The sequence below is a fragment of the Arcicella rosea genome (genome assembly GCF_040543805.1).
GTDB classification, from domain to species: domain Bacteria; phylum Bacteroidota; class Bacteroidia; order Cytophagales; family Spirosomataceae; genus Arcicella; species Arcicella rosea.
Map to the genome: position 1 here is coordinate 152,491 of NZ_JBEUMS010000010.1, position 24,838 is coordinate 177,328.

Sequence of the window (24,838 nt, forward strand, 5' to 3'; positions counted from 1 at the left end):
TCAACATGATAAAAAGATTTGTAAAACCGTATTTATCGCATATCATCACTTGGGTGATTCTATTGCTTTTGCCTTTTATTGGATACTTATACGAACCCAAAAAAATCAGTGATTTTAACTTTTATTTTGTTAAAACACATTTTCTAAACATTCTTTTTATAGCCACGACATTCTATTTGAATATCAATTTTATGGCTCCAAAATACTTCTTTGAGAAAAGAAGAATCAAGTTTACCGTACTAATTTTCATACTTTTAGCAATTTACATTTTCTTTAATTATTTAACCATTCATTTTAGTCCTGTAGAAGGGTACAAAAAGATTGAAGAACAAAATATATTTTTTATTCGCTTGATAATTGGTCCTACCATCATGTTTTCATTATGTATTTTAACCAGTACCATGTTATTTCTTTATGAAGAACAAGCGAAGCAAAAAGAACTCAACAAACTAATAGAACTTGAAAAGACTGCGGCTGAACTAAGTATGCTAAAATTGCAGATTAGTCCACATTTTTTATTTAATACGCTCAATAATATCAGATGGTTAATCCGAAAAAAATCTGAATTATCAGAAGAATCTGTCATGAAACTTTCTGAAATACTTAGGTATATTCTGTATGAGGTAGAAGGAAATAAAGTAGAATTTAACAGAGAATTGGAGCATTTAAAAAACTTTATTGAATTACAAACACTCCGTTTACCGATTGAAGGAACTGTCGCTTTTAACGTGGATGAAAATATCCATAATTTTCAGATAGAGCCTTTATTATTTATTCATTTTGTTGAAAATGCTTTCAAATATGGGATTGATAGCAAAAATGCTCCAGATATTCATTTTGAATTCAAGAAAATAGTCAATGGCATTTTATTCAAGTCAAAAAATAAAATACTTCTAAAGAAAACGATGATTCACAACGAAGGAATCGGGCTGACTAATATTCAGCGAAGACTGGAATTATTATATCCGAACAAGCATGAACTGAATATCAATCACACAACAGATTATTTTGAAGTAACACTAAAACTGATGTTAGATGAAAATTAGGTGTATTTTAATAGACGACGAACCATTTGCTTTGAATATTCTGGAAGATGATTTATTGGATTTTGCCAATATAGAGATTCTTGAGAAATTTAATAGTCCAGAAGATGTACCTGATTTTTTACAAAAGAATGAGGTCGATTTGATTTTTTCGGATATTCAAATGCCCGAAATGTTGGGTACGCAGTTTATCAAAACCTTAGAAAATCCGCCTTTAGTTATTTTTACAACGGCGTATCATCAATATGCTTTAGAAGGCTTTGAATTAAATGCTGTTGATTATTTAATGAAACCAATTCGTAAGGAAAGGTTGGCGATTGCGCTGAAAAAAGTGGAAGACCAACTCAGATTGCGGGAAAAACTTAGCGAAGAAAACGAAGAAGATTATATTTTTATCAGTGTGGAGTATCAAAAAGTAAAGCTGCTTTTTAGTGAAATTATTTACATTGAAGGGCTCAAAGATTATGTTAAGATTTATTTAATGAATAGAGCTTATCCGCTGATGACACGCAGTAACCTGAGAGGAATGGAAGCCAAACTTCCTGAAAAGTACTTTGTTAGAATCCATAATTCTTACATTATCAATAAACAAAAGATCACGGGTTTTCATCAGTCGAAGATTTCTTTGTCCAAAATAGAATTACCTGTCGGAAAAAAATATGTGGCAAGTATTAAGAGTTTATCAGAGTAAAATCTTCCTTAAACACGCATTTCGGTTCACGAAAACTACTCATCATTTTTCATAGATATACATTTGGTATTCATTGCTATACAAATCGTTGATTGTATCAATCATCTTGTACACCTTTGATGCAAGTTTTTTGATACGTCAATAAACTTAGTTCAACTAAAATAATGTACGCAATGAAAATATTATTATCTGCTTTATTATCAGTATTGATTTCAATAGCAAGTATGGCTCAAATGCCATTTGGAACACCCGCCAAAGGAGCAAAAACTCCTGAAATGAACTTCGGAAAAATTATCGGGAAAGTAGTAGATGAACAAGGAAAAGCAGTTGAATTTGCTTCAATTGTAGTGTTAAAAACTGTTCAAGACAGTGCCTCAAAACAAAATAAAGATATATTAGTAAAGGCATTACAGACAGAAATGAATGGCGAATTTAGTTTCAAAGATTTACCAGTAATGGGACGGTTGAAACTAAAAATTAGTTCAGTAGGGTACAAAACACTTGAAATGCCAATTGTATTTCAATTCCCTAAAATGGATGGAGGTTTTGCTCCACCAAAGCCTGGCCAACAACCAGACCCAGCTATGATGGCGAAATTTATGGCGGGTTTTGAAAAAGATTTAGGAAAATTAAAACTTGATACTGACAACAAAATGTTGGATGCAGTTGTAGTAACAGCTACCAAAGCACTGGTTGAAATGGACATTGATAAAAAGACTTTCAATGTAGATAAAAACATCGTGACTGCTGGCGGTACTGCTGTGGATGTAATGCGAAATATTCCGTCTGTACAAGTAGATATTGATGGCAATGTGAAAGTTAGAAATGCCGCTCCAACACTTTTTATTGATGGAAGACCCACAACACTTTCTTTGGACCAAATCCCAGCAGATGTTATTGAAAAAGTAGAAGTAATTACCAATCCTTCCGCAAAATACGATGCTTCGGGAAGTATGGCTGGGATTATCAATGTAGTACTGAAAAAGAATAAACGCAATGGTTATAATGGATTTATCAATGGCGGAGCCGACCGTTTTGGTGGTTCAAATCTTATGGGAAGTTTCAATCTTCAACAAAAGAAAGTAAATCTTTCATTGATGGTGATGAACTTCAACATGAGAAATAATACCAATGGTTATAGTGAACGTATTAGTACAATTGGAGGAGTAAACTCGAATGTTTATCAAGATATTTCAAGTAAAACAAAAGGTTCGATTACTTTTTCAAGATTGGGTTTAGATTATAACATTACTAACAAAACAAGTTTCTCAATTGCAGGAATTTTAGGAGGTGGGCAATTCAAACCATCAGAAGATATTGATATACAAAATACTACCAATGGTTATACAAGTTATAGCAATAGAATTTCTAATTCCAATCGTAGCTTTAAGCCTTTAGGCGGACAAATGGGCTTGAAACATACTTTTGCAAAAGCAGGAGAGGAGCTTACAGCCGATTTTACATATTTTGGAGGAACAAACAAAAACGATGGTTTGTATTCAACCAATTACCTAAATGGTAGCCAGATTACAGGTACACAGATTCAGAAAAATATAGGAAATGGGAGTAATAAATTTATTACTTTCCAAACCGATTATGTAAAGCCTTTAAAGAATGAAATTACACTTGAAACAGGTGTTAGGCTCCAGATCAATGAACTTTCAAATATAAATGACAACAGCCTGAAAGCTGTAGGAAGCGATATTTACAAAAACATTACTTCAGCTTCAACCAATTACGAAAGCAAAAATAATGTTTATGCTGCTTATTTATCATTGGCAGGAAAAGTGAAAAAGTTGTTTTCGTACAAAGTTGGATTGAGAGGCGAAAGCTCTGCTTATGATGGAAAATTATTGAATACAGGTGAAAAATTCAGTAATCGTTATCCAATCAGTCTGTTTCCTTCGGTGTTTTTAAGTAAAAGTCTAACTCAAACCGACCAAATTCAATTAAGTGTAACACGTAGAGTAAATCGTCCGAATTTCTTTCAATTGATTCCTTTTGTGGATTATAGTGATAGTTTAAACATTACTCGTGGGAATGCTGATTTAGTTCCAGAATTTACTACTTCAAGTGAGTTTTCATACAGTAAATCCAAAGGTGCAGCTACGTTTTTGACATCGGTGTATTATAAACATACCAATAATCTGATAACCAGATATTTGAATCAAGAAATAAACCCAATAAGTGGTAAACTTGACCTGATTAATACTTATATCAATGCGAATTCAAGTATTAATTATGGAGCAGAATTTACTTATACCAACAAGATTGTGAAGTGGTGGGATTTTACAGCAAATATTAATTTTTACAATTCAAAAATCAATATTGATAATATCGACAAAGGTTTAGCGACCGAAGCACTTTGGACTGTTTTTGGTAAATTGAATAATAATTTGAGTCTTCCTAAAAAATGGGTAATTCAACTTTCGGGTGATTATCAAGGCAAAACAAATTTACCAATAACCCAAAATCAAGGTATGGGTGGCCCGCCGATGAGTCAAGCACAAAGTTCTTCACAAGGATATATCAAGCCTTTCTATGGATTTGATATTGCGATTAAGAAGACTTTCCTGAAAAATGATTTAGCTTCGATTACGCTTGCGGTGAATGATATTTTCAAAACCAGAGGTAATACCCAAGTATCAACTGGCGAAGGTTTTACTCAGACATATTACAGAATCACAAACCCGCAAATCGTTCGCCTGAATTTTTCGATTCGATTTGGAAAAATGGATATGAGTTTATTCAAGAAAAGTAATAATTCCTCAACAATGGATGGCATGCAAATGCAATAAATTCGATCCTGTTTCTGGAAGTAACAAATTATATCACCACCTTCCCTTTTTGGGTTGGTGGTTTTTATTTGTGGTACTGTCCTGAAATGGCTACGTGAAATAATAAAAGCACTAAACTTTTTCTACTAAAAAGAATGAAGAAAAGAATTAATGAATTAGAATTAAATTATTCAATCAAACCCAATTTAGCCTTCAACTCGGCAATTTCTGTTTCTAATTTTTTGATGTGTTGGTATTGAGGTTGTAAAACTTCTTCTATTTCTTCAATTGTAAATCGTGGAGTAATATGTTGCGGACAATTCCAGTCGTAGGCCTCAATATGGAATACCATTATGCGTTCTGGGCGAAACTTATAATCTTCTAAATCAAGTAAATGATGTAATTCTGGGTTATCTTTCAAAGCTACAATTTCGGCTTTGGCATATATTTTTAATCTTTTTTTGTTTGGATAATCTACTAAAAATAAGGCTACTTTGTTGTTAGTTGCCATATTCCCAACCGAGATATACTGCATATTGCCTTTGAAGTCAATAAATCCCAGCCGATTTTCATCCAAAATTTTTAAAAAGCCCTTTGGTCCACCACGGTGTTGGATATAAGGAAAGCCATTTTCACCAACTGTTGCCATATAAAAACTATCTCTTTGAGCAATAAAATGTTGTTCATATTTGCTTAGTCCTTCGTATATCGTTTGTCTTTCCATACGAGCATAGTTGGCTCTGCTACCAAATTGCTCTTGTAATTTTTGGGCAGCCGAGCTAAATCCGATTTCTGCAAAATTCTTTGCCATAGTTTTAATTATTTATGTGTGTCTGTTTTTTCATATTGTGCCAAAACTTTATCCCATAAAGTATCACCACATTCGTCAGGAATAACAACTTCTTCATCATTATTAAGAAGTTGAACTTGTTTTGACTGAGTCGCTAATAATGTTGCTAAGTCTATTTTTTCGGTTTTCGTTTCTGTAATTTCCATTGCTTTCTTTTTGTGTTAGAAATGTTTCTTAATATTGAAAATATGTTTTAAAAACAGACAGGTCTGTTTTTTCTTTTGAATAAAAAACTATAATAGCTTTTCTACGATTCTGCGAGTAGCTTCAATAGTCCAGTTTTCTTTAAAAACTTTACTGCTTGCCAAAGCCCCTTCAAATAATATGTACAATTCATCAGCAAGAGCTTCACGATGAATTGGCTCAAGAATTTCGACAAACAATTCACGAATTTTATTCTTTTGAGCTTGGATTAAAGAAAGTATGTCCTCGTTGTATTGTGGAATTTCGGCTGCAATATTTAAAAAATGGCAACCATTAAAATTTGTTTCATTTGAAAATTCGACCAAAAAATCAAAGATACTAAGCACCTTTTCTTGTGGTGTTTGTTTTTGGTTGATTATACTTCTCAAAACCTCGTTTGAACTAATGGAAGTATTTTTCAAATAGCTTTTCAGTAAATCAACTTTTGAAGGAAAATGAGCATATAAACTAGCTTTGGCAATGCCTGCTTCAGCTATTATTTGGTTGATTCCAGTTGAGTTATAACCTTGTCCATAAAATAATCTTGAGGCGGTATTTTCTATGTTTTTTTTGGTTTCCATTATTTCCTTTTTATTACGTAACAAATATAATTGAAAATCTTTAAAAACATACAGACTTGTCTGTTTTTTTGAGAAATTATTTTTCTGCTTGGTAAAATTGTATCTCAATAGGGTTTTTGAATTGATTTTTGTTTTTAAAACAGCAATGTAAAGTCAACAAACGCAGCTCAATACTTAGGTAGATTTTATTTAATATTCTTTTATAATTAGTAAAAAAAGCCACAGATAATATATACCTGTGGCTTCAAATTTACATTAGGTTTTTTATAAACCGTACAAACCACCAGCAACTGTAATTTTTTCACCAGTAATCCAAGCAGAATCGTCTGAAGCAAGAAATACAGCTACTTTGGCAATATCGTCAGGATGCCCAATGCGACCTAGTGGTGTTTTGGCAATGATGCTTTTTTCTAAATCGCTACCTGTAATACCTGCAGCTCTTGTACCTTCGGTTTCTACTCCACCCGGTAAAAGCGAGTTGATTCGGATATTTCTTCCACTAAATTCTTTTGATAAAGCAATAGTAATAGCATCTAATGCAGCTTTTGTTGCCGAATATTCCGCCATCATTGGTAGTGGTGTTGTACTAACTCCAGAACTAATGTTGATAATTACACCACCAGCATTTCCAAACAACTTAACAGCTTCTTTAATTGCCAAAATTGAGCCTAACACATTAATATTGAATAGTTTATGGAATGTTTCTTCTGTAACATCTTCAATAAAGGCTGCTGGATAAACACCTGCATTGTTTACCAAAATATCTAAAGTGCCAAAAGTACTTTTAGTCTCCTCAAAAAGTTTCACAATATCTGAGGTTTTTGATACATCACCTTGAACAGCAATTGCAGTACCACCATTATCTGCTATCGTTTTTACTACTTTTTCAGCTCCATTTTTGTCTGATGCGTAATTTACAACCACTTTTGCTCCTTCAGCTGCGAAATGCGTTGCAATTGCTGCACCTATTCCCTTGGAAGCACCTGTAATAATGGCTATTTTGTTTTCTAATTTGTTCATTTTTTAATTCTCTTAAAGTTTACGCTGCAAAGCTATGTCTCTTTTGTATATTGTTGTAACTTTGTAACTAAAAGTAACAGTAACCTACAAGTAACAAAGTAACTTATGGAAGAAAATCAGTGTTTACAAAACAAAAAAAATATGATGGCTATTCAGGACTCAATGGATGTACTGTATGGCAAATGGAAAATATCCATTATTTCGTCTATCTGTTTTTATAATAAGAGGCGTTTTTCGGATATTCTGAATGATGTAGTGGGCATTTCTAACAAAATGTTGAGTAAAGAACTAAAGGAATTAGAAACCAACAAGTTGATAACACGAACCGTTTTGGATACACAACCCATTACAGTTCAATATCAGCTTACTGAACATGGTAAATCTTTGCAAACAATCATCAATAACCTGACGGATTGGGGCATAAAACATCGTTTGGAGATAATTGGGAAATAGTATTTCTGTTTATGAATTGTGATAATGGCTTTTGTCAGAATGATTGCTACGAATCAAGAGCAAAAGACAGGAATAGTCACTTTTTGATACTTATCAAATATCTTTAAATTCACGCCCGACCGAAGAATTAATTCCGCTATGTGGCGGTAAAAAGTAAGGGTTCTTGAAAAAGAAAAAGTACCTGCAATGACAACTCAATCGGTAGAGGAATCTACCGATTTGTTCTTACTATTAATTGTAAATGACAATACAGGTAGTCGTAATTATGTATTACATACAGAATCACAAAGCCGCAAATTGTTCACCTGAATTTTTCTATTCGATTCGAGAAAATGAATATGAGCTTATTCAAGAAAAGTAATAATTCCTCAACGATGGATGACACGCAAATGCAATAAATTTCATCCTGTTTCTGAAAATAACAAGTTGTATCACCACTATCCATTTGTTGGGTTGGTTGCTTTTATTTGTTTGGAGGTTGGCTATTTTTTGATTGAAGAGAAAGCTTAAAATATTACAAAATACGAATCAAAGAGACATAAATGTAACCTCTTGAAAATTGCATATTTGAAATAAATAAAGTTTTTTCTGTATTTAATGAATAATGTATTAGGTTTTAATATACATCCATTTTTACAGGACGCCCCATGAAGGTTGAGTATTTTCAAGAGAATACTTTTACAAAAAAGACAAAAAAATATTAAATAAATCATGTATTTGAGTCTTTTTAAAACTGTTTCACTTTTTAAAATATAAATTTGATGCTTAAAAAATTACTAAATGTGAGTGTGCTGATGGCGTTAGCTAGTGGCTATACTCAAGTTCAGGGAAAAGTACATCTTGTCCCTAGCAAAAGTGTTGATTTGGTCAATTCGAAAAGGTTGACAAGCAAATCAGGAGTTGCTTTATCCGTTACGGGTAAAGTAACCAGTAGCGATGGCGAAGCACTGCCCGGTGTAACGATTAAGATAAAAGGCACAGCGAAGGGGACTATAACGCTTGCCGATGGTTCGTTCAAACTAGATGTGCCAGATGGTAATACGGTATTGGTGATTTCTTCGACGGGTTATGAAACACAAGAAGTAACCGTTGGCTCACGTACAGTGATTAACGTTATTCTTGTAAATGATATTAAGGCATTAGAAGAAGTAGTTGTAGTAGGTTATGGCGAGCGAAAAAAATCTGATGTTACAGGTTCAATTGTTAGTGTAAGTTCGGCAGAAATCAATCAAAGACCTGTTAGTAATGCCTTGCAAGGAATACAAGGAAAAGCTGCTGGTGTAGATATTTCATCAAACGAACGTCCTGGTACCGTTGGTAGTGTTTCTATTAGAGGAGTTCGTTCACTTACAGCTTCGAATTCGCCTTTGTATGTTGTAGATGGTATTCCCTTGATTTCTGGTGGTATCGAGAATATCAATCCCAACGATATTGAGTCGATAGACGTATTAAAAGATGCTTCTGCAACGGCTATTTATGGTTCCAGAGGTGCTAATGGTGTTGTTATTGTTACGACTAAGCGTGGTAAGAATGGTAAATACACACTGAGTTATAATACAGCATACACAACAGAAACCTTGCAGAACAGGGCTGAGCTAATGAATGCAGGTCAGTATATTGATTACCGACGTTGGTCAAAGTATTATGCAAATCCAGCGGTCTTTCCTCGTGGGGACCAACCTACCCAGGCGAATGATAAAGATATTTTTCTTGGAACATCAGACCCTTCTGCTTGGGCTAATATCCAAAAAGGCTGGGCTGGCGGAACATGGGATGGCTCAAAAGTAGAAACTACAGATTGGGTAGGGATGATTACTCAAACCTCATTAACGGCTCAACATACATTGAGTGTTAGTGGTGGTAGTGAAAAAATGAAAGCTTATGGTTCATTTGGTTACCTTGATAATCAAGGAACAGTAAAAGGACAAGGTTATAAGCGTTATTCAGGGAAATTGAGTATTGATATAAAGCCCACGGATTGGTTTACGATGGGGGGAACGTTGAATACAGCTTATTCTGTTCAAGAATTTGGACAGTCAACAGTTGGTAGAAACAATAACGTAAATACTGCAGGGCTTTATGAAAGTTCAAGAGCTATTTTTAGTTATGCCGTTCCATTTGATGCCACAGGAAAAAGAGTAGAATTACCGGGTGGAGATGACGCTGTTAAAACCATTGTGAATGAAGAAAATTATTCTCAAGATCAACGGATTAATTTAAGAGCTTTCGGTAGTTTCTATTCAGAATTTAATTTTGGAGGTTTCACAAAAGCATTAGAGGGTTTGAAATTTCGTGTCAATTTTGGTCCAGATATTTCAGTGAACAGAGATGGAGTATATCTTGATGCTAATTCTGTCGTAAGAACAGGCTCAAGTTATGCGGCTTTGATTAAAGACCAAACGATGTCTTATACCTTAGACAACATGCTAACGTATAATAAAACCTTAAACAATAAGCACCAAATTGGTATTACTGCTCTTCAAACTCAGACCCGATATGACTATGAGCAAAGTAGTATGGGAGCAGATAATGTTCCTTTTTCAAGCCAGAAATGGAATGCTTTGTCAACGAGTAACTTACCCTTGACCTCTTGGAATTCAAACTTGGTACAAAGACAAATCCTTTCTTACATGGGACGTATCAATTATGATTTTGATAACAGATTCTTGGTAACCGTTTCAGGACGTTATGATGGAGCATCTCAATTATCAGAAGGTAATAAATGGGCATTTTTCCCAAGTACTGCTTTGGGTTGGAGATTGAATAATGAGGGTTTTATGTCTAATCTGACATGGGTTGATTTATTAAAAGTACGAGCAGGAGTGGGTGTTACCGGTAACTCAGCGATTGACCCATATTCAACAAAAGGTGGTTTGAGTCCTATTTTCTATCCCTTCGGAGGAACGATTACTTCTGGAGTAGTGAACTTAACGACTTTAGCCAACCAAGATTTAACTTGGGAGAAAACCACCCAATTCAATTATGGGATTGATTTCTCACTTTTTAAGAGAAAAGTTACGGGTAGTTTAGATTATTATACTTCTAGTACGACAGATTTATTGTTGTTGAAGACGATTCCATCGGTCACAGGTTTTGTTAATACTTATGCCAACGTAGGTGAAACCGCCAGCCAAGGGATTGACCTTACTTTGAATACTGTAAACCTTAGTAAAGGAGGCTTTGAATGGAGTACTACTTTCAATGGATCTTGGCAGGATAATCATATTGTAACATTGGCTAATGGAAAAGTAGATGATATCAATAACAATTGGTTTATCGGACAAAGCCAAGGGGTTATTTATGGCTATCAATCAAACGGCATTTGGAAAGGCACAGACCAAGCAGAAATGGCTAAGTTTAATGCGAATGGTCAGAACTTTTCAGCAGGATTATCAAGACCAGTTGACCAAAATGGAGACTATAAAATTGATGCCAATAATGATAGAGTAATCATTGGTAGTACCATTCCTAAATTCTTAGTGGGTTTGACAAACAACTTTGAGTACAAAGGATTTTCTCTTTCTATTTTCTTATACGGAAGATTAAGTTACTTATTTAATACAGGTGGTGAAGGTCTTACAGGTCGTTTCAACCAACGAGTAGTTAATTACTATACTGAAGTAAACACGAATTCCGATTATCAGAAGCCAATTTATACAGCAGGAACTGGCGACCCTTATTCTTTGACTTTAGGCTACAAAGATGGTTCGTTTCTTAAAATCAGAAATATTTCATTAGGTTATAATCTACCTGATAAGTTTTCAAAAAGCATTGGCTTAAGCCATTCGAGAGTTTACTTCCAAGCATTGAACCCAGGAATGATCTTCAATAACATCGACTGGATAGACATGGACCTAAGAAATTCTGCTTGGAACAAGGGTTTCTCAATGGGTATCAATGTTGATTTTTAACGTTTTAACAAATTCAAAATGAATAAGACATATCTAAAATATATAAAAGCAGGATTTTTCATGGTCGCAACTTTTGCGAATATCTCCTGTAATGATACCTTTCTTGATGAAGAACTTACCACCAGAAGGGGTTCGGCTTACTATGATACAGAGGCTGGGATTCAATCCTTAGTAGTAGGAACTTATAACCAAGTATTAAGTGTACCTTTCAGTACCGAAATGCAGTTTAGTACGACCAATTATGGTACAGATGAATTCCATGTAGGTGGAGACGCTTCAAATGGTACTTGGAATAATTATGATGGAGGTTTGAAATCAATTGTTACGGTTTCAAATGCCAATACAGTTGCTGCAGACGCTGCTTGGAATACTTATTATATTGGGATTGGTTTAGCCAATCAGATTATCAAATCTGCTACAGAAATTACTTCAACCAATAATGCGATTAAGAAAACGGCATTAGGAGAAGGGTATTTCTTCCGTGGATATAACTATCTTAAATTGGTTCGTCAATATGGAGGGGTTCCCATTAAATTGACCGTTAGTACATCGGTAGAACTAGAGTTCACTCGTGCTACAGCGGATAAAGTATATGCCCAGATTATTGATGATTTAACGAAAGCCTATGAGTTATTGGATAATACAGGGGCTTCACCAGCAAAAGTGACCAAAGATGCGGCGGCACATTATTTGGCTAAAGCCTATCTTTCAAGAGCGAGTGAAATTAATGATGCTTGGAATACATCCACGAAAGCGGCTGACCTTGCCAAAGTGGTAAGTCTTTCAGATGAAGTAATAGCCAGACATCCATTAGCAACAAATTTTGGGGATATTTGGGCTTATAATAAACCCAATGGAGCGAATGAATCTTTATCTGAATTAATTCTATCAGCTCAGTTCACGGGAGATTTAACAGCTACGAATTTCAATTTCAACCATCTTGTATTTACTGCACGTTACGACGACATGCCTTATATGCAAAGAGATTTAACAGGAATGAGACCCTACAGTCGTTTAGCCCCAACGTATTTTACTTATGATGTTTTCGACCAAGTAAATGATTCAAGATTCTGGAAGAGTTTTAGAACTAAGCACAGAACCAACAAAGGAAGTGGGAAATATGTGAATGGTGATTTAGGAATTATGTATGTCATCAATAGTCCAAGTGATACCCGTTTTACGAAGACCAAGTATGTAGATGAAATTGTGTATTCAAAAACGAAAAAGACGATACCATCTGTATTTGTGGCGCATGCTTCAGACGGTAAAAGCTTATTGACAGATGTTAGATTTCCATCGTTAAGTAAACATTTTGATGGAGCACGTTTGGCTATTAATGAAACCAGAGGAACAAGAGATGAGATTTTGGCAAGATCAGCAGAGACGTATTTAATGGCAGCAGAAGCCAAGATTCGTTTAGCTAATCTTGGACAAGGGTCTTTCGATGCAGCTTTACCTTACATCAATGCAGTTAGAAAAAGAGCTGCTTACAAAGCTGGCGAAGACCGTTCATTCTATACAGACGGAGCGGCGGCTTATGTAGTGTCTGCTTTAGTTCCGAATCCAGATTTGAATTCATACATGACAGAAAACTCATATTATGAATCGAATAATATTGCAACGACAAGTGAAGCAACAGCACTTGAAATTCAGAGTGCAAGCAATTTACCTGCCCAAGATGTAGCGGTGATTAATAAGTTGGGCTATACATCTACTTATGATAAACTATTGTGTTTGGTATTAAACGAAAGAACCCGAGAGCTTTGTGGAGAATTCCACCGCTGGGAAGATTTAAGTAGAACCAAGACGCTTGTAGCAAGAGCAAAAGCTTATAACCCAGAAGCCGTAACATATATCAAGGATTATCATGTATTGAGACCTATTCCTCAAACCTTCCTTGATGCGATTTACAGTAATGGTTCAGCATTAAGTCCTGCACAAAAGCAAGCGATGCAGAATGCTGGGTACTAAAATGGTGTAAAGGTATATAAAGATAAATCATCTCGAATTTTGGACAATTGTTGCCAAAATTCGGGATGATTTATCTTTTAGTTTATCCCAACATTTTCTTTCTGTAAAACCTTTTTTGTCATTAAATCTTGAATATCTCTCAGAGCTATATCTACTGAGTATTTTGCTATTTTTGTCCATTTAGCTGAAGTACGTTTTTCTTCAAAATTTCTCATCAATTTATAGAACAAAGGTCGCTTTATATCAGATGTGCCTTTTTGTTGTATAATGTAGCGAATGAGCACCACTTGTGGATAAGTAATTAGGCGATTTCACAAAGATAGTTATGAACAGTTAAGGTCATTACTTTTTCGATTTTTTCTCATGGATTCCCCTTTCAATTCTATTCGATGTACCTGCTGCATGAGTCTATCTAAGATGGCATCAGCGAGTGTTGGTTCATTGATATATTCAAACCATTGAGCCACAGGTAACTGCGAAGTAATAATAGTTGCATTTTTTCCATGTCTATCTTCGATGAGTTGCAATAAGGATAGCTTAGCTGGTGTATCCAATGGTTGTAATCCCCAATCGTCTAAAATAAGTAGATTAAGTTTTTCAAGTTTTGCTAATTCCTTGATAATTGAGCCATCAGCTCTGGCAAATTGAAGTTTATGAAGTAGTTTAGGCATAGAATAATACCCTACTTTGAATCCAATTTGACAAGCTTGATAGCCAAGTGCCGAAGCTATGTAACTTTTTCCACAACCCGTTGCTCCAGTGATAAAAACGTTCTCGCTTCTTTTAATAAAGGATGTATCTGCTAACCTCAGAAGTAGGTTTTTATCTAAGCCTCTCTGTGGTAAATATTGAATTTCCTCTACCATTGCCTGATAGCGAAATCTGGCTGAACGAATACAAGCGAGTGTTTTACGGTTTAATCTTTCGAGATGTTCAGCGTCAAGCAGTTGAGCCAATAACTGGTCAGCGGTTGGTTGCATATCAAGAGGGAGGTTCAGAAGGTTCTGATAAGCGGTGACCATACCAGCGAGTTTTAAGGCTTTCATTTGCTGAATAGTTTCTTGTTGATTCATTTTATGTTTAGTTAAAATTTGAAAATTATTGATAGTTCTTTGCTCCACGAATATTGAGGTGAAAAGGAATGATATTGTCTTTTATGATTTCTTCTTGGAGAGGGATTTTGTCTAAATTCCTATCCAAGATGTTCAGAATGAGCTTTAAGGATAAAAATTCATACAGTAAAGCTCTTTCGCAAGCAGCTTCTAAACGGTCTTTACCAATCTCTTTTTTCTTTCCTAAAGCTAAGATTCCCGCACAGGACTTATAGGCTTGTTCAGGATATTTGCGAGTCCGAAGTAATTGTTCAATAGCTTTTAGAGTATTTTCTCCTATTTTCATAGCTTGTTCAGTAAAAAAATCAGATGACCAATTCATCATCCACTGATGTTTTTCTGGTAAATGTTCTTTCAAAGTTGTGTACTGGTGTTTGGCTCTAAACCTTGCATGAATAGCGATACGCTTATATTCAAAGTAAATCTCAATGGTTTCTGCCGTGTATGACAACTTAACATATTTACCTACATAGCGAAAGGGGACAGAATAATAATGTTTATCCTCTCCTAATATGACGTGGCAATTCTGCTGAACTTTGGCAGTTTTGAAGTGTTTTAACTCATAGCGAGTTAATGGTAAGGGCATTAAGGCAGGTGAATCCAACTCATCAAAACGAGTTTGACGAGATTCATCTCTACCTTGAAATGTTTTTATATTATGGTCATTAACCTTTTGGTGGATAGCTTCATTCAGCGAGGAGAGAGAGGAAAAGACTTGTCCCTCTAACATAGCATAAACACGGCTATAGAGGATACCAACGGTTTTTTCAACCAATGCTTTATCCTTAGGTCTTCGACTACGAGCAGGGTAAATAACCGTTTGATAGTGGGTAGCGAAGTCTTCTATACTTTCATTTAAGTTAGGTTCATAAGGGTGTGTTTTAGTAACTGCGGATTTTAAATTGTCTGGGACAATAGCTTGGGGAACTCCTCCGAAAAATGTTAATGAATTAGCTAGTGCTAATAGAAAGTCTGCTTTCTTTTGGGTATATACAGCTTGGCAGTAGGTTAGCTGACTGCATCCTAAAACTGCAATAAAGATTTCAACCCAAGTAATTTCTCCAGTTTTAGGGTCAGTTAAAAATAGCCTCTTTCCTGCAAAATCAATGAAGAGTTTATCCCCAGCTTTATGCTCAAGGTGCATGGTGACTTTTTGAGCGGATTGCCACTGACGGAAGTAATGACAAAAGCGAGAGTAGTTAATAGCAGTAGTAGTGCCAAGACAGTATCGTTCCCAAAGAATCATACGAGTCATACCGACTTTGCTGAGTTCTTTTTCATACTCAGGAAATAGTAACTCAAGAGATTGTTGAGTATTGGAATCGTTTTGACGGGTAACTAAACGGTTAAGAGATTCTTCATCCCAACTCAAAAGAGGAGATAAATCTTCACCGATTTCAGCTTTTAAATAACATAAATAATTGTCAATTGTATGACGTGAAACTTTGAGCATCACTGCTATTGAACGCTTGCTTTTTCCTGCAACAATATGAGAGATGAGCATATGTAACTTCTTCATAGATAAAGAATGATTAGCCATAGTTTTCAGAATTGTTGGGTTAAAAACAATCACTGATAAACTACAAATTATTTGCTAATCACTTATCCACAAGTGGGGTTCATTCACTACAATAGGTGGCGCTCATTGGCTGGAATATACATTTTTGTACCTTTATTAAGGTTTCATGATAAAGTTTTTTGCTGTTTTGAATCTGTGACGACATACTAAAAAATCGTTGACTACTACCATCTGCTTTTGATAATTGTATGTCAGCTAATATATTTATGTCAAACCCATCTGACTTCATATCTCAGGTACTTCAGAAGGTAATAGTAAAATCATATTGAGACAACCCTTTTTAAGAGCGCTACTAATCCTTGATTAACAAGGCGCTATTTCTATTTGAAATGCCATCGGTAACGATATATTTTCCAGGAGCCAATGCTCCTACATCTATTACCGTCTTGCTTGATCCTATTTGTACATAAACAGAGAGAACCTGTTTCCCATTTAATGAGAAAATAGAGATGGTGCTATTTGCTTTGGCTTCTGAATGTTGCACGGTTAGCTGGTTTGATGTAGGATTGGGATAAATGATTAAACTGTTGGTGATAGCTACTCAATGGTAGAAATTGACGTTTTATGATACATTTACGCTAACAAAAAAGCCAACACTTTTATAAGTTGGCTTTTCAATCTGTATTACATTTTTGTTAAAACTTACCATTATTATTCTTCCAGTTTTCCTTTGGTATCATTGGCTCAATTACATCCCAATGTTCAGCGATTTTGCCATTTTCAACTCTGAAAAGATCATAGAAAGCATTATGAGATTTGCCAAAATGTCCTTCACTTACTACCAAAACGAAATTCCCTTCGCCTAAAACCCTGTGAATTTTGTCATATTTCAAGAAAATGCCTTGTTTAGCTAATTCACTAAGTGTTATACCCAAACCAGAAAGTTTGTCTGGAATTTGTGGGTTATGTTGAATATAATTATCGCCATCATAATAATCAGCTAATTTTTCCATTTTGCCGTTTACTAAAATATCCTCTACAAAAGTTTTTACTAAAGTTTTATTAATTTCAGTTTTGTCAAGGTCTTTGATTTCGGTAGTACCGTCAATCATGGTATGCCCACTCGGATTTGGTTTTGCTGTTTCTTGTAAATTATCCCAGTGTTCTACAATTTTTCCATCTTCGAAACGAAAAATGTCAAAACCTATTTTTGGTCCGAAGAAATTATAATCGGTATGCGTAAATACGAAATCACCATCTTGAAAAGCTCTAACCGTATTTACTTTTGCCGAACCTTTTGGAAGTGCTTGTAAAACAGCTCCAAAACCAGCCAAACCATCGCCAACGGCTAGGTTATGCTGAATATACTTATTGGCATTAATATACCCAACTGGCTCAGCAGCACCCGTCTCTATCGCCTTTAGTAAGGCTACCACTTTTTGTTTGTTATCCATTTTGCTTTGAGATTTACACACCGATACACCAAGTGTCAGCGCCATTGTTAAACTAAGAATCGATTTATTCATTTTCTGATTTGAATTATTTACGATGCAAAGTTCAGGTTAATCTCAAAGCCAATAAAGGTACAAAAAAGCCTTTACATGATACTTTTAGGCCAATCGGAATTGTTCTCTAAATTCTACGGGCGTTGTTTGGGTATGTTTGCGAAAGTATTTAATAAAATTGGTCGGTTCTTCAAAGCCCAAATAATAGCAAATTTCTTTAACGCTTTCGGTTGTGTGTGCTAAAATTCTTTTTGCTTCCAACATTATTCTATCATCTATTATTTCTTTGGGGCTTTTGCCCAAAACTTTTGAAGTAGCTTGATTCAATCGTTTCTCTGTAATGATAATTTCTTTAGCGTAGTAATTTACTTGTTTCTGACTTTTATAATTTATTTCTAACAGGTCTTTAAATAGCATTATATAATCAAGGTCTGCATCTTTTTTTATTTCTATAAAGTTTTGTTTTCGTTTTTCTCTTTCAGAATGAAGCAAAAAATTATGTAACAAATTTTTCAAAATGTCGGCTTGTGATTTGTCCTTTATATTTTGCAACTCATCTGCCATTTGTTGAAGTAGGTCAGCAAATAATTTGGTGTGTTTTACTATTTGAATTTGTGAAACATAAAACAAGTCATTGAACAAAATATTGTTCCGTAAAAATTTCGTATCAGCTTCCGTCTTGCAGAAAAAGTTATCAGTAAATACGATAGCTTTCGCTTCAAATTTTGTTGTATTGTCGTATCGGTGAACGATGTCTTTGTTTAGAAATAATAGAGTTTGTGGTTTAATTTTTATAGGGTTAAAGTCAACCAAATGTGTGGGATTACCTTTTTGAAACCAAATAATGTGATAAAACCCTGTTCGGTGTGTGGTGGTTAATGTGTCTTTTAAATTTTGGAATAGTTCTCCTATGTCCACAATTTCAAATTCTTGTGGAAGTCCTGCTTTGAAGTCATATTTTTTGATGTCTGTTGTCATTTCCAGGGTGTTGGTACAATTGCCACTAATGATGGTATTGACTCACATGTTTTAACAGCTTATCCCACGCATTGCGTACAACTCGTAAATATACGTATGTTTGCTGTTTTTTTCCTAAAACGAAGTAATAGATATAAACAAAGCTATTATTAACTCTCGAGCTAGCTTTAGGAAACAACTTACACCCTATCTTGTATCTTTAGCAAAAGCAAGTTAAAAATAAATGTACAATGCCAAACTAGCTGGCATTATACAAGGTAGATTACTACTGAAGTATGTCTCCTCTTTGAAGAAACGAAATTAGAAAAATAATCTAAAAATTGCTCGCTTTTTATTATGGTACCTTAGTTATTGGTGGTTGTGGCTTTTGTGAATTAGCTATTGATAGCATTATTAATTTTCTGTTGATGACGAAATTGGTAAACAGAACCAACAATAAATAGCAATAGGAATACAAGAAGTGTTATTCCGATAACCGGGTCTGTTGGTGCTTTTGCCAAAGGATGTCCGATTGGAACACGGGTAAAAGTTTCGTTAATGGTAGGAACCCACGACAAGAAAAAACTAAACGAAAGAAGGAAATTTTCAAAATATCGGCTTTTATTGTTTCCCTGTTTTTTGCTGTGAAGAAAATAGGCTCCCGCCACCAAAGCCACAATAAATAAGGCGAAAATATGACCTGGATTAAAACCGTGTTTCAATAACCCCAATGATGTAAGTGACGTAACGATGGTTCCGTAAAAATAAATTTTGCCTGAAGGTTGCTCTAAACCTATTTTTCCGTTTTTTCTGAATGAAATAATTGCAGCAATGATGGCAATAATGCCAATGATGGTATGAAAAATACCTAAATTAGAAAGTCCCATTTTTTATTTTTGATTTGAATTAACATTACAAATGTGCGATGAAAAAATAGGAATGATTTTGCGAATTAGCTCAACTATTTGGCAATTTGGTTCAGACGATAATTGGTCGGTGTCATGTTGTATTTTTCTCCGAAACTTTTGGTAAAGTTTGCTAAGTCATTAAAGCCACAAGTAAAAGCAATGTCGCTAATACGTTCGTTTGATGCTAATAATAATTTAGCTGCCTTTTCAAGTTTTTTTGTCTTGATATAATTAGCAGGCGTATCGTTGTAAAGTTTCGAAAATTCTCTTTTGAATGATGACAAGCTTAAATTAGTTTGGTCTGCCAACTCTTCAAGTGTCAGCTGTGAAAATAAGTTTACTTCAATTATCTGTTTGAAAGTGTAAGTTGTTGGCGAAAAAAGTTGTGATAATATTACTTGTACAGATTCGGCATTTTTTGTTTGAGAAAGTAAGAGTATAATTTCCTTTAATTTTAAAACCAAAATATCCTCATTTACCAAAGACGGATTTTCAAAGTAAAATAAAAGTCCTTCAATGTATTTTTGAATTAAAAAATCATTGTTAATTTTTTCGCTGGATTTATTTGAAATAATGTTTTTGGGCGCCTGCAGCAGTGACGGCAATTCACGATTATACACCTGCTTTAAAATCTCTGGGTGGAAAGTAACAATTACGATTTCACAAACATTTTCTGAATTTGCGTTTTGTATTTGTTTGCCGGATTTGATACAATTTAGAAACAACGAATAGTTAGCAGGAATATTCCTTTGTTCACTATCAAATTGATATTGAAATTCACCTTCTTTCACAAATAAAAAACAGGCTTGTTCATTTACGGGAAAATCAAATCGAAAAGGCGGCTTTAACGCTATCTTTTGAATAAATGATTTTCCAAACAAGTCGATTTTTTTATAATTGGTTACCATCTCTGAATTAATATTTAAATAACATCAGCCCAACATTTGCAATAATGCCAATAGAATTATATATGTTGAGTTTACAACTGTAGCCCGACTATTGCCCAATACCCATGTTACCAGTTCGTTATTTATCTCATTCTCTAATTGTTACCATTGTTGAAACCTAATACCGAGTTGATTGTCTGCAATCGCAAATTCTTTTGCACCCCAAGGTCTAACTGTAACTTTGTCAAGATTGGGATGAAGTAGATGAGGATGTGATTTAGATACTTTTGCATAAACTTCTTCAATATTATCCGTTGCAAGCCTTAGTTCTGGATTATGTTCTTTGGCTAATTGTTCATCTTGAAAAAGCATTAGGCTTATTCCGTCTTTTTTTAATACGCAATAAGGTTGTGAAGTATTTAAATCTTTGTGTGCAATTGTAAATTCTAGACAATCGACAAATAATTTAAGTCCGTCTGAAATATCTGTATAAAATACACTGGGTATTAATTTTGTAAAATTCATATTGCTTTAATTTTATTTGTCATTAACAATGGTCAGATTACTTTATTTTCAGTAGGGTGTCGTACAAATGTTTCATATAAGCACTTCAGCCACCATTTTGCCAAACCAATGTTGAACTTAAGCTGAGCGGGTGGCTAGTCTAGCTTTTGCTTCTCAAAGTTTTATCTTTTCATAAATTACAAACTATTTTTAAGATGACAAAATAGGAACATTTAAAGCCTCAAAAAACAAAAAAGCAGGCAAAACCCGCTCTTCCAAAATCTTCAAATCGAACGATATTTAGACGTCTTAATGTTCAAAGTTTTCTGTTCTGACCACTGAACCGCCAATTTCTTGAAGGTATTGTTATGAGCAGGTTTGTTATCAGTTGTTTCTGTCAACGGGTGTTGAAGTAATGTTGTTATTATTGTCAATAGCAATGTCATACTCGTAACATTTGCTCATTTCAACAGTTTTAACATAATCGATGTTGTTTACTTTAATAGTAAATGTTGTTAGTCCTGCCGCATAACTGCTGTAAGCGGAAGATGTGCCTGAGTCGACATTGTTGATATTCACAGTATTTCCACCGGATGTTTTAATTTGAACACTTGCTTTTTGTGTTCCATTATTTATAATTCTTGCCCGTGGGTCTTCATCCTTACACTTTTTACAACCATTTAATGTAATTGCAAATAGCCCAGCAAGAATAAGTGTCGTTAAAAATTTTGTTATTTTCATTTTATTATGTATTCTGTTAAACTGTTCTACTCATCTGGCTTTTCGATGTCGCCCCGTTTTTTGTGTGGTCGCTGGTCTCCACTTTTGAATTGCAATATTAAGAATTTGTCAAACAGTCAAGAACTGTCCAAACAATTATTTGGAGGCTCTCACGTCTATCCGCTGAGTCGTTTTTTAAACATGCCTATAACTCGTAAACATACGCATGTTTGCTGTTTTTTTCCTAAAACTAAGTAATAGATATAAACAAAGCTATTATTTGCTCCCGAACTAGTATCAGGATTTCCTACGAACAGTTTAAGACGTACTGGTATTGTTATCTTTTATCTTTATCTATTTTATCATGTAACTCACATTTCGTCCGTTACCTTGTTTTTCAATCAATCCTTTATTGATTAACTCCGATAGAATACGTTTTACAGTAGGTAATGGTATCGCCAATTTTTCAGAAATTTCTCCTGACTGAATGTTGGGGCGATTTTGAATAATCGTAAAAATTGATTTTTCCTTGGGCGAAAGTTGTGTTTCCACACCGGTTTTATTCAATTTCATCATAAGTTGAGCTTGAATATTTGACAAGCAACTCAAAAAGAATTGAACCCAAACAGTAACATCTTCATTAGGGCGTTGTGCTTGACAACTTCTAAGAACCTGATAATATTCGTTTTTTCGGTTTTCAATCTCGTGCTCAAAACTTACGTATTGTATCCATTTATATCCGTTTTTGAGCAATAATAGTGTTGAAATTAAACGACTTAACCTTCCATTTCCGTCTTGAAAAGGGTGAACGCTCAAAAAATCATAAACAAAGGATGCTATTTTGATTATAGGGTGTACCAATGTCTCGGAATTATACCAATTGATTAATTCTCTTACGGCATCTTCGGTAGCAAACCCCGCTTCGGTTGTTTGAAAAATGATTTGTTGTGTGCCGTCAGGAAATGAGGCTTCAACGGCGTTGCTATGTGCCTTATAATTGCCTTTATGCCATTGGTCTTTGGCACTATATTTCATCAAACTATTGTGTAAACCTTTAATATGGCTTTCGGTAAGATTAATGTTTTCGTAAGATTCCGAAATCAAATCTAATACTTCAAAATAACCGACTATTTCCTGTGAATCTCTGTCGGTAAGTTTTGCTATATCAATTTTTTGTAGTAAAACGTCAACCTCTTCATCGCTCATTTTATTGCCTTCAATTCGGTTTGAAGCCCCTACGCTTCGCACAGTCGCAATACTTTTCAACTCTTTGAGGCTTTGTCCTTCTTTTCGTTCAATTGCTGTCCAATTTGCATCAAAGCGGTCTATTTCACTGATTAAGTTAATCAGCGTCCAATCAATATTCAGTTTTAAATTATATACTCCGTTATCCATTTTGATACGATTTGATACGCAAAGATACGATTACGATTTGAATTCGCAAGTACTTAATGATACGATTTGATACGTTTAGATTTGATTATGATACGAAAAGTGTAATTATTTTGGTTGCTAAATTGTCTTACAGAGCGTTCATCACGCCATGTAACTAACGTCAGTCTGTGAAAAAACTATCTATACAAATAGATGGAATAAACATAGGAGAGCCAAGACGAAAGCAACCATAAAAAATGCTTTATGGGTAGGGGATTTATATGCCTGAAAAAAAAGAAATAGCTTTTAAACCCTCTAAAGTAAAAAACAAAAAAAGCAGGGGAAAACCTGCTCTTACAAAATCTTCAAGTTGAACTTTAAATCCATAAAAGAAACCATGGAAGCCGACCGCTACCTCAAGAGACTAAACGTCACTCATTCCTTCATGGTTTAGCTTTTATCCACCACGAATGCTCATACATTGGACGAGCGTAACACTCTTTAACATTTTGTGGAGTAAGAAACAAGATACGACTAGTTTGATACGAATTAAAGGAGGAAGAGATTTTGATAGTGGAAGAGAAATAGCATCCAACAATTTGTATATTTGATTAGAAGATAGAAAAAATACAATGGTAAATTCAGCACAAAATACCCACAAACTGACGAATGTTCAAGCAATACCTCTGCTTGCTGTAGTCTTTTTCACTACACATAGCGTACTGCAATGTTACATGGTAAAAAAAGCAAAAGCATTTTATAAGTTTTCAAGTTGGAGGCTTTGTGTTGCCTTCTAAGAATACCAGACACTAAGACTACGTCAATCAAGGTTGCAGGCTGAGATTGCATATTATTTGTTGTTTCAAGTAGTTAGGCTTAGACCTGCAGGGGTTAGTAACAAGTAAAACCCTTATTAATTCAATAAACAAATGACTAAAATGAGAATTCTTTTTACGGGTGGTTCAGGAAAAGCAGGAAAGTACGTAATTGCGTATCTGCTTGAACAAGGACACAAGGTACTGAACGTGGATATAATACCTCTGAATCTTGTAGGGGTTGAAAACCTAATAGCTGACATTACGGATGCTGGACAAATGTTTAATGCCATGAGTTCTTACATAGGCTTAGGTGAATTGGAAGGTGGCAATGGCGTACCAAAATTTGATGCAGTAGTACATTTTGCCGCAGTTCCTAGAATTTTGATTAAACCAGATAATGAAACCTTTCGAGTGAACACAATAGGGACGTATAATGTGATTGAAGCAGCAGTTAAACTGGGTATTAAAAAGATTATTATTGCTTCTTCGGAAACCACTTATGGAATTTGTTTTTCAGATGGGCAAACTGACCCGAAATCATTACCACTTGAAGAGGATTATGATGTAGACCCTATGGATAGTTACGGATTATCAAAGGTTGTGAATGAAAAAACGGCACAGAGTTTCCAGCGGCGTTCAGGCATTGATATTTATGCACTCCGAATCGGAAATGTAATTGAACCTCATGAATACGCTGAACTATTCCCGCATTATTTTAAAAATCCTGAAGTTCGTCGCAGAAATGCTTTTTGTTATATAGACGCCCGTGACTTAGGACAAATTGTAAATTTATGTTTACAGAAAGACGGGCTTGGGTTTCAGATTTTTAATGCTGGAAATGACCACAACGGTGCCATTATTCCAAGTAAAGAATTAGCCGAAAAGTTTTTCCCAAATGTACCAGTTACTCGTGAATTAGGCGAACACGAAGCCTTATTTTCTAATCGAAAAATCCGAGAGGTGCTTGGATTCAAAGAACAACATCATTGGATGAAATACGTAAAGGCTGAGTGATTTGTTTTTGGTCATCCCACTGAAAACTGAATACACAAAC

General features: G+C 34.8%; 21 protein-coding genes. 7 read left to right on the forward strand and 14 right to left on the reverse strand.

Translation table 11 applies throughout. The features are described 5' to 3' along the window. Nucleotides 1-5: 5 nt before the first annotated feature. The 3 genes from ABID42_RS14450 (at nt 6) to ABID42_RS14460 (ending at nt 4,532) form a co-directional block, all read left to right on the forward strand. On the forward strand, nt 6-1,046 hold the full coding sequence (locus tag ABID42_RS14450; protein ID WP_367284252.1) for a sensor histidine kinase: 1,041 nt from the start codon (nt 6-8) through the stop codon (nt 1,044-1,046). Continuing rightward, on the forward strand, nt 1,036-1,734 hold the full coding sequence (locus ABID42_RS14455) for a LytR/AlgR family response regulator transcription factor (protein WP_367284253.1): 699 nt from the start codon (nt 1,036-1,038) through the stop codon (nt 1,732-1,734). Before ABID42_RS14450 ends, ABID42_RS14455 begins: the two co-directional genes overlap by 11 nt. Before the next feature lie 173 nt (nt 1,735-1,907). Then, nucleotides 1,908-4,532 carry a TonB-dependent receptor gene (locus ABID42_RS14460; RefSeq protein ID WP_367284254.1) on the forward strand — a complete coding sequence of 875 codons (2,625 nt, stop codon included), beginning with the start codon at nt 1,908-1,910 and terminating at the stop codon, nt 4,530-4,532. A gap of 166 nt (nt 4,533-4,698) precedes the next feature. On the opposite strand, the gene ABID42_RS14465 is transcribed toward ABID42_RS14460, so the two are convergent. From ABID42_RS14465 to ABID42_RS14480, 4 genes are all read right to left on the reverse strand, one after another. Beyond that, nucleotides 4,699-5,322 carry a pyridoxamine 5'-phosphate oxidase family protein gene (locus tag ABID42_RS14465; RefSeq protein WP_367284255.1) on the reverse strand — a complete coding sequence of 208 codons (624 nt, stop codon included), beginning with the start codon at nt 5,320-5,322 and terminating at the stop codon, nt 4,699-4,701. A gap of 8 nt (nt 5,323-5,330) precedes the next feature. After that, nucleotides 5,331-5,507, reverse strand: a complete 177-nt coding sequence (locus ABID42_RS14470; RefSeq protein ID WP_367284256.1) for a hypothetical protein — start codon at nt 5,505-5,507, stop codon at nt 5,331-5,333. 87 nt (nt 5,508-5,594) lie between these two features. After that, a complete protein-coding gene (locus tag ABID42_RS14475; protein WP_367284257.1) occupies nt 5,595-6,125 on the reverse strand; it encodes a TetR/AcrR family transcriptional regulator in 531 nt (176 codons plus the stop codon). A gap of 264 nt (nt 6,126-6,389) precedes the next feature. Continuing rightward, nucleotides 6,390-7,145 carry an SDR family NAD(P)-dependent oxidoreductase gene (locus ABID42_RS14480; RefSeq protein WP_367284258.1) on the reverse strand — a complete coding sequence of 252 codons (756 nt, stop codon included), beginning with the start codon at nt 7,143-7,145 and terminating at the stop codon, nt 6,390-6,392. A 141-nt stretch (nt 7,146-7,286) separates the two neighbouring features. On the opposite strand from ABID42_RS14480, the gene ABID42_RS14485 reads away from it, so the two are divergent. The 3 genes from ABID42_RS14485 (at nt 7,287) to ABID42_RS14495 (ending at nt 13,480) form a co-directional block, all read left to right on the forward strand. Continuing rightward, entirely contained in the window at nt 7,287-7,598 is a 312-nt protein-coding gene (locus tag ABID42_RS14485; RefSeq protein WP_323259828.1) for a winged helix-turn-helix transcriptional regulator, read from the forward strand. A 761-nt stretch (nt 7,599-8,359) separates the two neighbouring features. Then, nucleotides 8,360-11,509, forward strand: coding sequence for a SusC/RagA family TonB-linked outer membrane protein (locus ABID42_RS14490; RefSeq protein ID WP_367284259.1), 3,150 nt, complete (start codon nt 8,360-8,362; stop codon nt 11,507-11,509). Between the two features lie 18 nt (nt 11,510-11,527). Further along, nucleotides 11,528-13,480: a RagB/SusD family nutrient uptake outer membrane protein gene (locus ABID42_RS14495; RefSeq protein ID WP_367284260.1), complete on the forward strand. Its 1,953-nt coding sequence runs from the start codon at nt 11,528-11,530 to the stop codon at nt 13,478-13,480. Between the two features lie 323 nt (nt 13,481-13,803). On the opposite strand, the gene istB is transcribed toward ABID42_RS14495, so the two are convergent. The 10 genes from istB to ABID42_RS14545 form a co-directional block, all read right to left on the reverse strand. Then, on the reverse strand, nt 13,804-14,553 hold the full coding sequence (gene istB / locus ABID42_RS14500; RefSeq protein WP_367284261.1) for an IS21-like element helper ATPase IstB: 750 nt from the start codon (nt 14,551-14,553) through the stop codon (nt 13,804-13,806). A 25-nt stretch (nt 14,554-14,578) separates the two neighbouring features. Next, the gene (gene istA / locus ABID42_RS14505; protein ID WP_367284262.1) at nt 14,579-16,132 is read right to left on the reverse strand and encodes an IS21 family transposase; all 1,554 of its coding nucleotides are present in this window, start codon (nt 16,130-16,132) and stop codon (nt 14,579-14,581) included. Between the two features lie 331 nt (nt 16,133-16,463). Next, nucleotides 16,464-16,706, reverse strand: coding sequence for a T9SS type A sorting domain-containing protein (locus ABID42_RS14510; protein ID WP_367284302.1), 243 nt, complete (start codon nt 16,704-16,706; stop codon nt 16,464-16,466). Between the two features lie 100 nt (nt 16,707-16,806). Beyond that, the gene (locus ABID42_RS14515) at nt 16,807-17,637 is read right to left on the reverse strand and encodes a nuclear transport factor 2 family protein (protein ID WP_367284263.1); all 831 of its coding nucleotides are present in this window, start codon (nt 17,635-17,637) and stop codon (nt 16,807-16,809) included. Between the two features lie 84 nt (nt 17,638-17,721). Beyond that, nucleotides 17,722-18,594 carry a helix-turn-helix domain-containing protein gene (locus ABID42_RS14520; RefSeq protein ID WP_367284264.1) on the reverse strand — a complete coding sequence of 291 codons (873 nt, stop codon included), beginning with the start codon at nt 18,592-18,594 and terminating at the stop codon, nt 17,722-17,724. A 374-nt stretch (nt 18,595-18,968) separates the two neighbouring features. Then, entirely contained in the window at nt 18,969-19,460 is a 492-nt protein-coding gene (locus ABID42_RS14525; protein ID WP_367284265.1) for a hypothetical protein, read from the reverse strand. Between the two features lie 74 nt (nt 19,461-19,534). Further along, nucleotides 19,535-20,389, reverse strand: a complete 855-nt coding sequence (locus tag ABID42_RS14530) for a helix-turn-helix domain-containing protein (protein ID WP_367284266.1) — start codon at nt 20,387-20,389, stop codon at nt 19,535-19,537. Between the two features lie 141 nt (nt 20,390-20,530). After that, complete coding sequence (locus ABID42_RS14535; RefSeq protein ID WP_367284267.1) at nt 20,531-20,893, reverse strand: VOC family protein; 363 nt, start codon at nt 20,891-20,893, stop codon at nt 20,531-20,533. Nucleotides 20,894-21,256: 363 nt separating this feature from the next. After that, nucleotides 21,257-21,613, reverse strand: coding sequence for a hypothetical protein (locus ABID42_RS14540; RefSeq protein ID WP_323259841.1), 357 nt, complete (start codon nt 21,611-21,613; stop codon nt 21,257-21,259). A 333-nt stretch (nt 21,614-21,946) separates the two neighbouring features. After that, nucleotides 21,947-22,987 (reverse strand): Fic family protein, encoded by a 1,041-nt coding sequence (locus ABID42_RS14545; RefSeq protein WP_367284268.1) that lies wholly within the window; start codon nt 22,985-22,987, stop codon nt 21,947-21,949. A 908-nt stretch (nt 22,988-23,895) separates the two neighbouring features. On the opposite strand from ABID42_RS14545, the gene ABID42_RS14550 reads away from it, so the two are divergent. After that, entirely contained in the window at nt 23,896-24,798 is a 903-nt protein-coding gene (locus ABID42_RS14550) for an NAD-dependent epimerase/dehydratase family protein (RefSeq protein WP_367284269.1), read from the forward strand. The last annotated feature ends 40 nt before the right edge of the window (nt 24,799-24,838 follow it).